We start from the raw sequence: 14419 nt of genomic DNA, 5'->3' as shown, positions 1-14419 counted from the left end.
GTTTGGGACCAAGGGGTCGCAGGTTCGAATCCTGTCTTCCCGACCATCTTTATGGGGCCTTAGCTCAGCTGGGAGAGCGCCTGCCTTGCACGCAGGAGGTCAGCGGTTCGATCCCGCTAGGCTCCACTTTTTAAAAGATTATTTTGATCATGGCGGTGTAGCTCAGCTGGCTAGAGCGTACGGTTCATACCCGTGAGGTCGGGGGTTCGATCCCCTCCGCCGCTATAAAGGACCTTTAGCTCAGTTGGTTAGAGCAGACGGCTCATAACCGTCCGGTCGTAGGTTCGAGTCCTACAAGGTCCACCATCTATACGGAGGAATACCCAAGTCCGGCTGAAGGGATCGGTCTTGAAAACCGACAGGGGTGTCAAAGCCCGCGGGGGTTCGAATCCCTCTTCCTCCGCCATATTTTTTAAAACCCATATCATCGCGGGGTGGAGCAGTTCGGTAGCTCGTCGGGCTCATAACCCGAAGGTCGCAGGTTCAAATCCTGCCCCCGCAACCAAAATGGTCCGGTAGTTCAGTTGGTTAGAATGCCTGCCTGTCACGCAGGAGGTCGCGGGTTCGAGTCCCGTCCGGACCGCCATTTTTAAAAAGAATACTTGGCTCGGTAGCTCAGTTGGTAGAGCAACGGACTGAAAATCCGTGTGTCGGCGGTTCGATTCCGTCCCGAGCCACTTTTATAAAAAAATATTGACAGTATGGCGGTTGTGGCGAAGTGGTTAACGCACCAGATTGTGGCTCTGGCACTCGTGGGTTCGATTCCCATCAATCGCCCCATACATATTTTTGCGGGTGTAGTTTAGTGGTAAAACCTCAGCCTTCCAAGCTGATGTCGTGGGTTCGATTCCCATCACCCGCTCCATTTGTATATCCGTTCATGGGCCTGTAGCTCAGCTGGTTAGAGCGCACGCCTGATAAGCGTGAGGTCGGTGGTTCGAGTCCACTCAGGCCCACCATGATATTCCGCAGTAGCTCAGTGGTAGAGCTATCGGCTGTTAACCGATCGGTCGTAGGTTCGAGTCCTACCTGCGGAGCCAAATGGAGAAGTACTCAAGTGGCTGAAGAGGCGCCCCTGCTAAGGGTGTAGGTCGCGCAAGCGGCGCGAGGGTTCAAATCCCTCCTTCTCCGCCATTTATCTGGCCCGTTGGTCAAGCGGTTAAGACACCGCCCTTTCACGGCGGTAACACGGGTTCGAATCCCGTACGGGTCATGTTTAAAAGAGGTCTTGTCAAAGATCTCTTTTTTATTTTCTTCAAAAGGAAAGACCGCCATCATAGCGGTCTTTTTTTACATATTCATGGAATAGATCGTATAAGACAAGTATGTCGCAAAGAAGCCCCATAAGACATAAGGGATCAGTAAAATTGGAACGACTTTGCTTAGTTTACGCGAGACGATGACAAGTGCAAGTGCTGTCAGTGCTACAAGCAGGCAGTCGATCGTAGCGGCAAATAAATCTTTTTGTGTAAATTGAAAAAAGCTAAAGGCTTGATTAAATACGTAATTTAAAAGAAAAAGAATCCAAAATGGTAAAGTGATTTTTTGAAATCCGTACTTTCCATAAATGATCGCTGCGGACAACGAGATCAGAGCAAATAAGACAGCCCACACAGCACCAATTACACCACCACTTGGTGTCCATTCTGGTTTATTCAGTGTATCATACCACTCTCTGTCAATCGGAAACAAGAATCCGGCAATAGAGAATAATGCATATGTAATAAAGAAGACAACCACTGCCCAAATGATACTTTTTCTTGCCATTAAGAATCTCCTCCAATCAAATTCACTCTTAAAGTGATTTCCCAATCATTACATGATATAAACATAAAGCCCCCAATATGAGGGGACTAATGATTTTCTTCTGTATAAGGTTCTTCTTCGTACGGCTTCAAGTCACCAAATACCGTCATGACACCTTCTTCGTCTAATGCCTCTTCATAGGCTTCGTGGGCTTTATTTGGATATACCTTGCTTGCCTTGCCCTCAATATCAGCTGCTGCGAATCCTTCATAGCCCTCCACATAATCTTCATCTTCTGATTGCGTATACACATCATCGTATGTCAATGGAGGGAATTCCATATCGGACGGGGTATCAGAGTTTCCATAGCGTTCTACGTCTTGATATGCATCCTCTCCATCGTAGGCTGCGCTTTCTTCATTTTCAAATTGACCTGATGGCGGACTTAATAAATCCTCTTCAATCGGACGGTTTTGTGAAACGGTTTGTTCTTTTGAATGCTCTGTGCATGTGACGGCACTAGGCAAGGCTTCTAAGCGTTCCTTTGGAATAGGGGTCTTACAGACCTTGCACAGGCCATAAGAGCCGTCTGTGATGGCTTGAAGTGCCTCATTGATGTCTAACAAATGTTCATGTTCCAAACTGTTTAACGCAATATCTTTCCCGCGTTCGAATAGCTCTGTCCCTTGATCACCTGGGTGGTTATCATAGGCTGACAGTTCTCCGAGCGAATCATAAGGAAATGATACTTTTTGTTCATCGTCATGGCTTTTAGCTTCGAGTTCTTGCTTTTCATCGAGAAGTCGCTGCTTCAAATGATGTAATTCGTCTTTAGACAACAAAGCGATCATCCTTTCATATCAAACATAATGTTAGTATGAGCAATTTTGTCTGCAAGACTAGTTCCAATTTGAAGCAATTCCTCATGAAAAAACGCCTGCGGCTGCAGGCGTTCTTTGTTACGCAATATAGTATTGTAAGATCAAAGCGATTGTCAGCAGGAAACCGAAAAATGTATTGGTTTGAGCTGTAGATTTCATGGCATTCATTAATTCAATTGGTTTTTCTTTTTGCTTAAATTCTTTGATAGCTGTATATGCTTTTGGCACACTGAGTAAAACAAGAAGACTCCAAAGGCCGACAATATCTGTGAAGATATAAACAAAAATAAGTACATATGAGACCAAAAACATGGAAAGTAAAATGTTCACTGCAGCTTTTCGCCCAGCAAGGATTGCAAGTGTTTTTCGTCCATTTTCTTTATCGCCGTCTAAATCGCGGATATTGTTCGATAGTAAGATGGCACCAACTAAAATAGAAATTGGTAGTGAAACGAGAAAAGCTTTAGATGTCAGTGTGCCTGTTTGGATATAGAAACTAATCAAGATGATTCCTAGTCCCATAAAAGCACCTGACACAAGTTCTCCAAACGGCGTATATGCAATGGGTACAGGGCCGCCGGTATAGAAATAGCCTGCTGCCATACAAATGAGTCCTATCAGTGCAATCCACCAGCTAGACATCATGCAAATATACACCCCTAGTAGTAAAGAAAGCGCAAATAGTGCATAAGCGAGGCCGAGGACTGTTTTTGGCTTCACACCGTTTCTTACAATGGCTCCACCGATGCCAACAGATTTCTCATTGTCCAATCCTCGAACATAATCAAAGTACTCATTAAACATGTTCGTTGCGATTTGGATAAACATAGATGCCAACAGCATAGCTAAAAATAGCCCAACATGTATTTGACCACTTGGAAGTGCTAGAACAGTTCCTAAAGTAACGGGAATAAATGCCGCTGTTAATGTATGCGGTCGTAGTAAATTCCACCAAATCCGCCAGTTCTTATCAGGCTTAATCGGTGAAAGCTGATCTGATATCGATTGATGCTGCATAAAATATACTCCTTTAAATAAAAAAATACGTACACGTCCAAATTCCAGTTTAGCAAAGTTCAAAAAGGTGTCAATATATTGATGCGATGAAACCGGAAAAAGATGTTTGCTAATCGTTTCCATATCGAGAGAAAGCTTGATCTTAGAACAGGACTTGCCATTTTTCCTTTAGATGCTCTCGTTTCAAGAAGCAGGAGCGAAAAAATCTAGAAAGCGTGATATAATAAGGATTCGAGGTTTTAAAAGCTGTTTTCTTTACTAAGTTCATCTGTTAAGGTTTATAATAGAAAAGCAGGCCATTCGACATACTCGAATGTTCATGTATTTTTTCATTATGGTTTTATTTTTTTATGTTATTTCATGGATTTTGGAGGAATGTATCATGGTGACAACAGTGCAAAGTACTTTCCGGCAGGAAGCGCTTGCGACATTAGAAGAAGCGAATAACGTCAACCATGCTGTTTTGATAAGCTACTCCAGAAGAGTTGACGATCTGGATCCTCTTGCCTTTTTCCAAAGCGGCGAAGCGGATTTTTTAGGCGAGCGGTTTTTTTGGTCTGATCCAGAAAGCCAAATGATATTTTCTGGACTTGGCAGAGCGGCCGTCATTAAATCAACTGAGCAAGGCAAGGAACGATTTGATATAGTCCATCAAGAATGGGAACAGTTGAAGCAGCACATGTTCCATTTTCATGATGAGAAGGAGTTAAGGCAAGCGGCTGTTGGTCCGCTTTTATTTGGAGGATTCTCATTTGATCCGTATGAAGAGAAGGCGCGTCACTGGGAAGCTTTTGGCGAGGCTCATTTTTTTGTGCCATCGATGATGCTCACTGTCTCGAAAGAAGGCACGTTTCTTACGATCAATGAATGGAAGCAGGTGGACGGGAATGTTCATCAGCTCATTCAAGAATTAGAACAAAAAGCCTCTCATTTCGAAACATTACCGCTCAGACATGATGGACAAGCTGAACTTGTTCATATGGAAGAACTAGATGTGAAGGAATGGATGAAGGCGATCCAAGAAGCGACAGACCACATTCGTGCAAACGAATATGAAAAGGTTGTTTTAGCAAGAGAAGTCTTGCTTCACTATAAAAATCAAATTGAACTTGCTCCACTGTTAGCAGAATTATTAAAGCATCAAACAACGAGTTATGTATTTGCGGTTGAACAAGGAAGACAAGCATTTGTTGGAGCTACGCCGGAACGCTTAGTAAAAAAAAGCGGCGGCGAGGTCTTTTCATCTTGTTTAGCAGGTTCGATTGTTCGAGGAAAAGATGAAGCGGAAGATCGAGCATTAGGCGAGGAACTGCTGCATGATGAGAAGAATTTGATTGAACATCAAATTGTCGTCAATATGATTGAGCAAGCATTTGAGGCCAATTGCCTTCACGTGCACAAACCAAATCAACCTAGTCTTTATAAAACAAAAAACATTCAGCATTTGTTTACACCGATTGTGGGAGAAATTAAAAGCAGCTGTTCCCTCTTTTCATTAATTGAACAGCTCCATCCGACGCCAGCATTAGGCGGATATCCTAAGGAAAAAGCGGTTGAGGTCATTCGTGAAATCGAACCGTTGAAGCGTGGCTGGTACGCGGCGCCGGTGGGCTGGATTGACTCTCAGGATAATGGAGAATTTGCTGTCGCCATTCGGTCAGGTCTTATTGAGGAAGACCATGTTCGTTTGTTCGCTGGCTGCGGCATTGTAGAGGATTCCCTTGCAAAGCAGGAGTACGAGGAAACGCAAGTGAAATTAAGACCAATGCTATCTGCTCTTGGAGGTCGTCCGATTGAATAATCAAATCATGACAACATATATTGGCAGATTGATGGATGAATTTGTACAAGGTGGTGTGAAGGAAGCGGTTGTCTGTCCTGGTTCCCGTTCAACCCCGCTTGCGATGCTGGCTCTTGCCCATCAAGACATCAATGTTCATGTATTAGTGGATGAACGGTCTGCTGCTTTTTATGCGCTTGGTCTTGCAAAAGCAAGTCAAGCACCAGTGCTGCTTATTTGTACATCAGGTACGGCAGCTGCTAATTTTTATCCAGCCATTGTAGAGGCACATTATTCCCGTGTACCACTTATTGTTTTAACTGCTGATCGGCCGCACGAATTGAGGGAAGTTGGGGCACCTCAAGCGATTGATCAGCAATTCTTATTCGGTAAGTTTGTTAAATGGTTCACAGACTTAGCATTGCCAGAAGAAAGTCAGACGATGTTACGCTATGTTCAGACGGCTGCGGCAAGAGCAAATCATATGTCAATGCAAGAGCCGAAGGGACCTGTTCAGATCAATGTCCCTCTGAGAGAACCATTGCTTCCTGATTTGTCTATTGATCCTTTTGAGCGAGAAGAAACAGGCCGAAAAAAGGTCATAGCTGCAGGACAGGCTTTCCCAAATGATGATGTGATGTCTGAAATCGTGACGGTCATGAACCATTCCAAAAAGGGACTGATTGTGTGTGGTGAACTTCATACGCAGGAAGAGAAAGAGGCAGTGTTACGTCTTTCGAAAGCCTTGCATATTCCGATTTTAGCGGACCCGCTTTCTCATTTGCGAAATGGTCATGAACATGCAGATCTTATTATTGATGCGTATGATTCATTATTGAAAGATGAAGCATTGCAGCAGCATCTATTGCCGGATATGTTCATTCGTTTTGGACCGATGCCTGTGTCCAAACCTTTATTCAAGTGGCTGGAAAAACATGTGGAAGTGAATCAGATTGTCGTTGATGCTGCCGGAGGTTTTCGAGATCCTGGATTGAGTGCTTCATACGTCATTGAAAGTGATGTGGCAACTTTTGTAGATGAAGTATTCAAGAGAGCGGATCAACGTGAGGATACAAGTTTTCTAAAACGCTGGCAGTATGTTAATTCTTCATTCAGAACGCATGCATCCCATTATTCTGATGAGAATCTGTCATTTGAGGGAAATGTGTACCGTCAGCTTCAGCATCTCTTGCCGAAGGAGAGTGTCCTTTTTATCGGAAACAGTATGCCGATTCGTGATGTGGATACATTTTTTGAAGCGCAATCGAAGCCTTTTCGGATGATGGCGAATCGAGGAGCCAATGGCATTGATGGCGTTGTGTCTACAGCACTTGGCACGTATGCGGCTTTGAAACAGCCAGTCACCTTAGTGATTGGAGATTTATCATTTTATCATGATATGAACGGTTTGCTTGCAGCTAAGCTGCTGGACATTCCGCTGACGGTTGTGTTGTTAAACAATGATGGGGGAGGCATCTTTTCTTTCCTTCCACAGGCGTCTGATGAACCGTATTATGAAAAACTCTTCGGAACGCCGACTGGACTGAATTTTGAGTATGCTTCGAAGCTGTATGGGGGAACCTATTCGAAACCGTCAACGAAACAAGAATTACATGATGTCTACATGGCGCATATAGAAGAGCCTGGACTTCATTTAATTGAAATTGAAACTGATCGGCATTCTCGTGTAAGCAAACATCGTCAAATGATGGATGACATATTGGAAGAAGTGAAAAAAGAATGTCTTCTTTCATAATACGGATGCGTGATGGTGTGGCGTACGAGGTGGTGGATCAGAATCCATTGGCTGAGAATGCCACGCTATGCTTACATGGCTTCACTGGAAGCGCGGCTTCTTGGACGTTCTTGAATGGTTATATGGTGAATACAAGATTGATTCAAGTCAGCTTGCTTGGACATGGCCGCACGGACTCACCAGAAAGTATGAGAAGATATGCGATGTCGCATCAGCTGGCAGATCTTGCAGAGATTTTAAACCAATTAAAGCTTCACAAAGTGAATATTCTCGGATATTCTATGGGAGGACGTATTGCTTTATCATTTGCCTCTCGTTATCCAGATCGTGTCAACAAATTGGTCCTTGAGAGTACCTCTCCAGGGCTTCGCACTTTTAAAGAGCGGATGGCAAGACTCAAACACGATCATCAGCTCGCTCAGAAACTTAGACATGAAGGTTTAGTGAAGTTTGTGGATTTTTGGGAGAGTATTCCACTGTTTGCTTCGCAGAAAACTTTATCAGCTGAAACGCAGGCTCAACTGAGAGAGGGAAGGCTGAAAGCCAATCCACTTGGACTGGCTCGCAGCTTAGAAGGCCTAGGAACAGGTTCGCAGCCCTCTGTTTGGAAGGCTTTAAAGCATATGAATTTACCTGTTTTGTTGATTTGCGGAGCGCTTGATGAAAAGTTCTGCAATATCGCCAAACGTATGCAGCAGGAGCTTGAAGGCAGTCAATTCATATTGGCTGAGCAGGCTGGGCATACAGTTCATGTGGAACAACCACATTTTTTTGGTAAAATAGTAAGTGAGTTTATTACGCAAGATTAGAGGAGGAACTATTGATGGCTATTGAATGGCAAACTGAGCGTCAATATGACGAAATTTTATATGAAACGTACAATGGGATCGCAAAGATCACGATTAATCGTCCACATGTACATAACGCGTTTACACCAAAGACTGTGAGTGAATTAATTGATGCATTTTCACGTGCTCGTGATAATTCAAATGTTGGTGTAATCGTACTTGCAGGAGCTGGCGGCAAAGCATTCTGTTCTGGTGGGGATCAAAAAGTACGCGGCCATGGCGGCTATGTAGGAGACGATCAAATTCCGCGTCTAAATGTATTAGACTTACAGCGTTTGATTCGTGTGATTCCAAAACCGGTGATTGCAATGGTTGCTGGTTATGCAATCGGCGGCGGGCACGTTCTTCACGTTGTATGTGACCTGACAATTGCAGCAGATAATGCGATTTTTGGACAAACTGGTCCAAAAGTAGGCAGCTTTGATGCTGGTTATGGTTCAGGCTACCTTGCACGTATTGTTGGTCATAAGAAAGCGAGAGAAATCTGGTACTTATGCCGTCAATACAATGCACAAGAAGCGCTTGATATGGGACTTGTCAATACAGTTGTACCATTAGAGCAGCTTGAAGAAGAAACTGTGAAGTGGTGTGAGGAGATGCTAGAAAAGAGCCCGACTGCTTTACGATTCTTGAAGGCTGCATTTAATGCAGATACGGATGGATTAGCTGGAATTCAACAATTTGCAGGAGATGCGACACTTCTTTATTACACAACAGATGAAGCAAAAGAAGGACGCGATTCCTTTAAGGAAAAACGCAAGCCTGACTTCGGTCAGTTCCCGCGTTTCCCTTGATTCAATCATATCGATGAAAAACAGCTTAGTGCATCAGACTAAGCTGTTTTCTTTTAAGAAGAGGAGGTGTCATGATGAAGCAACCTAATTGGCTGCTGTACCGTGCTTATTTAACGCCAGAAAGAGTCGCGCTCATTTATCAGGATAAAAAGTGGACATTTCGCGATTTAGCTGATGAAGTAAATGAGCTTTCTAATAGACTTGCAGATGCATCATTGAAAAAAGGGGAAACGGTTGGGCTTTTGATGAACAATCAGCCTCAAATGGTGATGCTTGTTCATGCTTGTTTTTCATTAGGATTAAAAATCGTGCTATTGAACAATAAGTTAACAAAAGCTGAGAGGCGCTATCAGCTTGAAGATGCAAAAGCAGCCGCTTTATTAACTGAACCTGTTTATGCCAGTGATCATAAAGGTGATCTCCCCGTTTATACAATGGAGACTTTACCTGAAGCAGGTCAAGATAATGAAAAGAAAATCGAGAGCGAATTTGATTTGAATGAAACAGCGACCATCATGTATACATCTGGCACAACAGGACGCCCAAAAGGCGTGGAGCAAACGTTTGGCAATCATTTTCATAGTGCCGTTTCCTCTGCACTAAATATTGGCATCAGAGAGGATGACCGCTGGCTTATTGCACTGCCTCTTTTTCATATTAGCGGGTTATCCGCTTTATTTAAGTCTGTGATCTATGGGATGACTGTCGTACTTCATGAGAAGTTTGATGTCGATGAAGTAAAGGATTCTATTGAACAGCATCGTGTGACGATGATATCTGTTGTTCAAACGATGTTATCCCGTTTATTAAGCAGACTGGAAGAATGCCCGTCTTCTTTGCGCTGTCTTTTATTAGGCGGAGGACCTGCGCCTTTTGCGATGCTTCAAGAAAGCAAAGAGAAAGGCTTCCCTGTGTTTCAATCGTACGGTATGACGGAAACCTGTTCACAAATTGTGACCCTTGCGCCTGAATTTAGTGTAGAGAAGCTTGGATCAGCGGGAAAACCCCTTTTTGGGTGTGAACTGAAAATTCAAGATGGTACACGCACTTGTCGTCCTTTTGAGCATGGCGAAATTATGGTGAAAGGGGCAAATGTCATGAAAGGGTACCTTTACCGTGAAGAAGCAACCACAGCTGCCTTTGATCAAGGCTGGCTGAAAACGGGTGATATTGGCTATGTGGATGAGGAAGGGTTCTTATTTGTGCTTGACCGCCGTTCAGATTTAATTATTTCTGGCGGTGAGAATATTTATCCTGCTGAAATTGAAGCGGTTCTGTTAACACATCCGCATGTAAAAGAAGCCGGAGTAACGGGTATGTATGATGATAGATGGGGAGAGGTACCGGCTGCCTTTCTTGTCACAGACCATAAGATACCGGAGAATGAGCTCTATGCTTTATGTGAGTCGCATTTAGCAAAATATAAATGGCCCGCCGCTTTTCACTTTGTGGACGAGCTGCCAAGAAATGCGTCGAATAAATTGCAGAGGCACAGACTCAGGATCAAAGGGGTTTTTAGATGATTCAAATTGAACGAGTGATTTTATATCATGTCACGATGAAGCTCAAGCAGCCATTTACAACAAGTCTTGGAACCATCTCAGAGCGTGAGTTTATTATTGTCGAGGTAAAAGATCAAACAGGATTGACTGGATGGGGAGAGGTGTCAGCCTTTTCTTCTCCATGGTATACAGAAGAAACCATTGAGACTTGCTATCATATGCTGAGAGCTTTCTTTATACCGAATGTACTGACACGCACCTTTACACACCCTTCAGAAATACCAGACAGCCTGTACCAATTTAAAGGTAATAGGATGGCGAAAGCGGGAATCGAAGCGGCTGTTTGGGATATTTATGCGAAGCGTGAGAATAAGTCGTTACGTGATGTATTAGGCGGCACCAAAGAGAGAATACCTTCTGGTGTTGTGGCGGGGTTAGGACCCATTGACGACATGCTGAAGCAAATTCAGCAATATGTTGACCAAGGCTATCAGCGTGTGAAGGTGAAAATTAAGCCGGGACAGGATATTGGACTTCTTAAAAAAATTAGAGAGTCTTTCCCTAACCTTCCATTAATGGCGGATGCAAACTCTGCTTATGAATTAAAGGATATTAGCAAGCTCAAGCAGCTCGATGACATTCGTTTATTAATGATTGAACAGCCATTAGCTGCAGATGATATCGTGGATCATCGCCATTTGCAAAAGCATTTAAAAACACCGATATGTTTGGATGAAAGTATTTGTTCTTTAGATGATGCTAGAAAAGCTGTAGAGCTTGGCAGCTGTCAAATTATTAATGTGAAGCCTTCACGAGTTGGGGGGCTGACAGAAGCCCTTAAAATCCATACATTCAGTAAGGAGCATCAAATTCCATTATGGTGCGGAGGGATGATTGAAACAGGCATTTCCCGCGCGCAGAACGTGGCACTTGCTTCCCTTCCTCAATTTATAATCCCAGGTGATATTTCAGCTTCATCAAAATATTGGGAGCAAGATATCATTTTTCCTGAAATCAAGGTTGAGAATGGTTTTATTGAGGTACCTCGTTCCCCAGGAATGGGCGTAGAAGTGGATTATCAAGCGCTTCGTTCTTTTTCAGATAAAATTGACGTGTTTACAAAACATGATTTTGTGATGTGAAAACGAGTGAATCACCTTTTGCACATCCAATAAAATCTATGTATAGTGAGAGAAAGTTTTTCCTTCCTGTCTCATCAAGAAAGAAAGAGCGGATCACCGCTCTTTCTTACTCTTCTACAAGCTCGCTGTCGTAAGCAAGCTGTCCGATATAGTGATTCATTTCATTGGGCATGTCTGTTGCATGGCCATATTCATAATCCCAAAGGTTTAAAAAGGAGTGAGCAGCCTGATAAAATGCGGCTTCGTCCGCGTCATGAATTTCGTCAAAAAACGTTTGAAGCAGCCGATCGTGTTTCAATGTGAAGCGCCTCCTTTAATGAGACTTAAAGATCTTGTGGTTTAAACGTTTTACAATCCGTTTCTTCACTTTTTTCAGCCGTATTTCCTGTGTGGCTGACGACATAGATTGCATCTGCCCCACAGCGGTTTCCAGCATTCCAATAGGAACAGTTATTGACTTCACAAAGGATTTTTTGACTCATACAGATGACCTCCTTTTGAGTATGTCTTTCTTCTATAATGTAACCGAAATGAACCTCGTCCATTCATGTTAATCTTCCTGACGAATATAGCGCTTATCCTTCATAAACAATTTCCAGAAGAAATAGAACCCAGGGAATAAGATGATAAAACCTACAATATAGGTGATAAACAATGCTCTAAATGTGACAGGGTCTGTAAATCCAGACATAATTGTAATATCTGGATAGGCCATATAAGGCAAATGGGCACGTCCGTACACGTAGCTTGCTAAAAAATATTGAATGGTAATCGCAATGACAGCTAAACGGGGCCGGCCTTTCCGCTGCTTAAACCGGCTGTTTGGTAAAAATAGAGCCAGTCCTGCTAGCAAAAACATCAGGAGTGATACAAGAAGAATAGGAATGTTCTGCATCATTTTTGTGAACAGCCAATTGGCCTCGCTTCTTAATGTCAGCATGATAAAAAAGGCCATTAAGAGTGATAGCGGACCCGTAATGAGAGCCCCTCTTCTATAAATGCTGTAAGCTTCATCTTCATCAGCCACATTAGAGAAATCAGCTAAAAGCAAAGACGAAAGAAAAAGGGTGCTGAAAATAGCAAAGCCGACAAAAGAATAGACATTTGCACTCGTAAAGACCAGTCCAAGATCTAATGAGTAGACGTTGTTCTCCTGAAAGATAAATCCACCATGAGTAATCGGAAGAACCATGATCAGGATGGACGGAATGATAAAGCCGCTTATCCCTGAAATGTAAGTAACCGCTTTTCGGTATTTTTTAGGGAGTGAATGAGAAAACACGAGAAACCCGCTTCGCAGTGCAAGAAGTAACAATATGATGCTGCCGGGTATTAATAAAACGGTACCAAGTACAAAGGTCGCACCTGGAAACAAGCTAAACAATGCGACAACAATCGCCACAATGAAGACGTTTGTCACTTCCCATGTTGGAGAAAGATATTTATTTGCAATATTAGCGGCCTTTGTTTGTTCTCTATTCATATAAATCATCGACCAAAATCCTGCGCCGAAATCCATTGATGCCATCACTGCATAGATAAAAACGAATCCCCATAAGATGGTGATTGCAATGAGCGCATCAGTTGTAACATCCATTTGCATCTAGATCGCTCCTTTTTAAGATTCTGTTAACCGTAGGTCTTCTTCAATCGAATGTTTTCTAAAGTAGTACGTCAGTACAATAACGGTTGCTATGCCTAAGATGAGATAGACAATGGCAAAAAGGATAAAGAGCGTACCGATTGAACCGGATGATGTGACGACCTCTGAGGTTTTGAGCATTCGATAAATGACCCATGGCTGACGGCCTGTACATGCAAAGATCCAGCCGAACTCAATGGCCAAAAGACTAAGGGGCCCGCCGAATAAGTAAAGAAAAAGGAGCCACTTCGGATAATGTTCGCGTTTTAAAATTTTACGGTAAAGCAGTGCTAACACTGCAAACAAAATGAGGACTGAGCCAATGATAACCATGCCGTTAAATAATGTGTGAATAAATAAAGGCGGCCACTCGTCACGAGGGAAATCATTTAAGCCTTTGACCACCGTATCAAAGCTATTTCCTGCCAGAAAACTAAGCGCCCAAGGGATTTCAATTGCTCCTTTAATTTCCTGTGAATCGGCATCAGTAAAACCACCTATTGCAAGAGGCGCATGTGATTGTGTTTCAAATAAACCTTCAGCACCGGCTAACTTTTCAGGCTGATATTTATACAGAAGCTGAGCAGACTCATGACCATTTAAGGCCGTAAGAAATGAGAAAAGGCCTCCTACAATAAGTCCAAGAAAAAGGGCTTTTCGATGAAAAGTATAGAGTTTCTCATTCTTTCTTGTTTTGAGCATTTTAAAAGCGGCCACCGAAGCAATTACAAAAGCACCTGTTGTAAAAGCAGACAGCACGACATGTGTCGCAGTCACCACAAAGCTTGGATTGAAAAAGGCCTTCCAAGGCTCGATATTTGTAATCTCTCCATTGACCATTTGAAAGCCAGCAGGTGTTCCTTCAAACGCATGTACGTTTGTGATCAGAATCGCTGAAGCGGCTGCGCCAATCACGACAAAAATAACGGTAATGATGCGCATAGCAGGTGATAGGCGATCCGCTGCGTACACATAAATAGACATAAATAATGCTTCAATAAAGAACGCATAAATTTCAATCTGAAATGGCAGTGACATGACCTTTCCGATGACCTCCATAAAACCTGGCCATAGAAGAGCGAGCTGGGTACCAGCAATCGTGCCTGTTGGAATGGCGACACCTAACAAGACAGCCTGCGCTTTCGTCCACCGTTTGGCCATGACAGCATAGTGAGGATCCTTCGTTTTTTGGAAGATGAGTTCAGCTAACAAAATCATTAGCGGGATGCCGACGCCAAGCGAGGCATAAATAATATGAAAGCCCATAGTTGTGCCGAACAGGCTTCTAGCTAAAACGAGATCAGTCAATTT

At 43.2% G+C, this 14419-nt stretch carries 13 protein-coding genes and 13 tRNA genes; 19 read left to right on the top strand and 7 right to left on the bottom strand.

All coding sequences use genetic code 11. The features are described from left to right. Positions 1–53: 53 nt before the first annotated feature. From C6344_RS09735 to C6344_RS09675, 13 genes are all read left to right on the top strand, one after another. A tRNA-Ala gene (locus C6344_RS09735) sits at positions 54–126 on the top strand. A gap of 25 nt (positions 127–151) precedes the next feature. After that, positions 152–225: transfer RNA gene (locus tag C6344_RS09730), tRNA-Met, on the top strand. 4 nt (positions 226–229) lie between these two features. Further along, a tRNA-Ile gene (locus tag C6344_RS09725) sits at positions 230–306 on the top strand. Positions 307–313: 7 nt separating this feature from the next. Next, a tRNA-Ser gene (locus tag C6344_RS09720) sits at positions 314–406 on the top strand. A gap of 22 nt (positions 407–428) precedes the next feature. Further along, positions 429–505, top strand: a tRNA-Met gene (locus C6344_RS09715). 4 nt (positions 506–509) lie between these two features. After that, positions 510–586 (top strand) — tRNA-Asp (locus C6344_RS09710). A gap of 18 nt (positions 587–604) precedes the next feature. Then, a tRNA-Phe gene (locus C6344_RS09705) sits at positions 605–677 on the top strand. A gap of 27 nt (positions 678–704) precedes the next feature. Next, positions 705–780, top strand: a tRNA-His gene (locus C6344_RS09700). A gap of 11 nt (positions 781–791) precedes the next feature. Then, a tRNA-Gly gene (locus C6344_RS09695) sits at positions 792–865 on the top strand. Between the two features lie 17 nt (positions 866–882). After that, positions 883–959: transfer RNA gene (locus C6344_RS09690), tRNA-Ile, on the top strand. Between the two features lie 6 nt (positions 960–965). Further along, a tRNA-Asn gene (locus C6344_RS09685) sits at positions 966–1040 on the top strand. A 3-nt stretch (positions 1041–1043) separates the two neighbouring features. Continuing rightward, a tRNA-Ser gene (locus C6344_RS09680) sits at positions 1044–1134 on the top strand. A gap of 7 nt (positions 1135–1141) precedes the next feature. Next, positions 1142–1213 (top strand) — tRNA-Glu (locus C6344_RS09675). Positions 1214–1290: 77 nt separating this feature from the next. Here the strand turns inward: C6344_RS09675 and C6344_RS09670 are convergent. From C6344_RS09670 to C6344_RS09660, 3 genes are all read right to left on the bottom strand, one after another. Further along, positions 1291–1767 carry a TspO/MBR family protein gene (locus C6344_RS09670; RefSeq protein WP_106072900.1) on the bottom strand — a complete coding sequence of 159 codons (477 nt, stop codon included), beginning with the start codon at positions 1765–1767 and terminating at the stop codon, positions 1291–1293. Between the two features lie 86 nt (positions 1768–1853). Next, complete coding sequence (locus C6344_RS09665) at positions 1854–2588, bottom strand: TraR/DksA C4-type zinc finger protein (RefSeq protein WP_106072899.1); 735 nt, start codon at positions 2586–2588, stop codon at positions 1854–1856. A gap of 117 nt (positions 2589–2705) precedes the next feature. Continuing rightward, entirely contained in the window at positions 2706–3644 is a 939-nt protein-coding gene (locus tag C6344_RS09660) for a 1,4-dihydroxy-2-naphthoate polyprenyltransferase (RefSeq protein ID WP_034665260.1), read from the bottom strand. A gap of 382 nt (positions 3645–4026) precedes the next feature. On the opposite strand from C6344_RS09660, the gene C6344_RS09655 reads away from it, so the two are divergent. From C6344_RS09655 to menC, 6 genes are all read left to right on the top strand, one after another. Beyond that, complete coding sequence (locus C6344_RS09655) at positions 4027–5445, top strand: isochorismate synthase (RefSeq protein ID WP_095286114.1); 1419 nt, start codon at positions 4027–4029, stop codon at positions 5443–5445. Then, entirely contained in the window at positions 5438–7180 is a 1743-nt protein-coding gene (menD, locus tag C6344_RS09650) for a 2-succinyl-5-enolpyruvyl-6-hydroxy-3-cyclohexene-1-carboxylic-acid synthase (RefSeq protein WP_106072898.1), read from the top strand. Before C6344_RS09655 ends, menD begins: the two co-directional genes overlap by 8 nt. Further along, complete coding sequence (gene menH, locus C6344_RS09645; RefSeq protein WP_106072897.1) at positions 7165–7989, top strand: 2-succinyl-6-hydroxy-2,4-cyclohexadiene-1-carboxylate synthase; 825 nt, start codon at positions 7165–7167, stop codon at positions 7987–7989. Before menD ends, menH begins: the two co-directional genes overlap by 16 nt. Positions 7990–8003: 14 nt before the next feature. Beyond that, positions 8004–8822, top strand: a complete 819-nt coding sequence (gene menB, locus C6344_RS09640; RefSeq protein ID WP_034665273.1) for a 1,4-dihydroxy-2-naphthoyl-CoA synthase — start codon at positions 8004–8006, stop codon at positions 8820–8822. A gap of 71 nt (positions 8823–8893) precedes the next feature. Further along, positions 8894–10345 (top strand): o-succinylbenzoate--CoA ligase, encoded by a 1452-nt coding sequence (locus C6344_RS09635; protein ID WP_223254316.1) that lies wholly within the window; start codon positions 8894–8896, stop codon positions 10343–10345. Next, a complete protein-coding gene (gene menC / locus C6344_RS09630; RefSeq protein WP_106072895.1) occupies positions 10342–11466 on the top strand; it encodes an o-succinylbenzoate synthase in 1125 nt (374 codons plus the stop codon). Before C6344_RS09635 ends, menC begins: the two co-directional genes overlap by 4 nt. 106 nt (positions 11467–11572) lie before the next feature. Here the strand turns inward: menC and C6344_RS09625 are convergent, their stop codons facing one another. From C6344_RS09625 to C6344_RS09610, 4 genes are all read right to left on the bottom strand, one after another. After that, on the bottom strand, positions 11573–11764 hold the full coding sequence (locus C6344_RS09625; RefSeq protein ID WP_106072894.1) for a hypothetical protein: 192 nt from the start codon (positions 11762–11764) through the stop codon (positions 11573–11575). Positions 11765–11789: 25 nt separating this feature from the next. Continuing rightward, positions 11790–11948 (bottom strand): DUF1540 domain-containing protein, encoded by a 159-nt coding sequence (locus C6344_RS09620; RefSeq protein ID WP_008360682.1) that lies wholly within the window; start codon positions 11946–11948, stop codon positions 11790–11792. Positions 11949–12016: 68 nt separating this feature from the next. Next, a complete protein-coding gene (locus C6344_RS09615) occupies positions 12017–13063 on the bottom strand; it encodes a cytochrome d ubiquinol oxidase subunit II (protein ID WP_181185487.1) in 1047 nt (348 codons plus the stop codon). A 21-nt stretch (positions 13064–13084) separates the two neighbouring features. Then, positions 13085–14416 (bottom strand): cytochrome ubiquinol oxidase subunit I, encoded by a 1332-nt coding sequence (locus C6344_RS09610; RefSeq protein WP_066030510.1) that lies wholly within the window; start codon positions 14414–14416, stop codon positions 13085–13087. Between the last annotated feature and the right edge of the window lie 3 nt (positions 14417–14419).

Origin of the sequence: Bacillus sp. GBSW19, from assembly GCF_002998655.1 — a bacterium.
In the GTDB taxonomy this organism is placed as follows: domain Bacteria; phylum Bacillota; class Bacilli; order Bacillales; family Bacillaceae; genus Bacillus.
The sequence above is the reverse complement of the archived record's forward strand: the minus strand, read 5'-3'. Positions and strand labels throughout refer to the sequence as shown.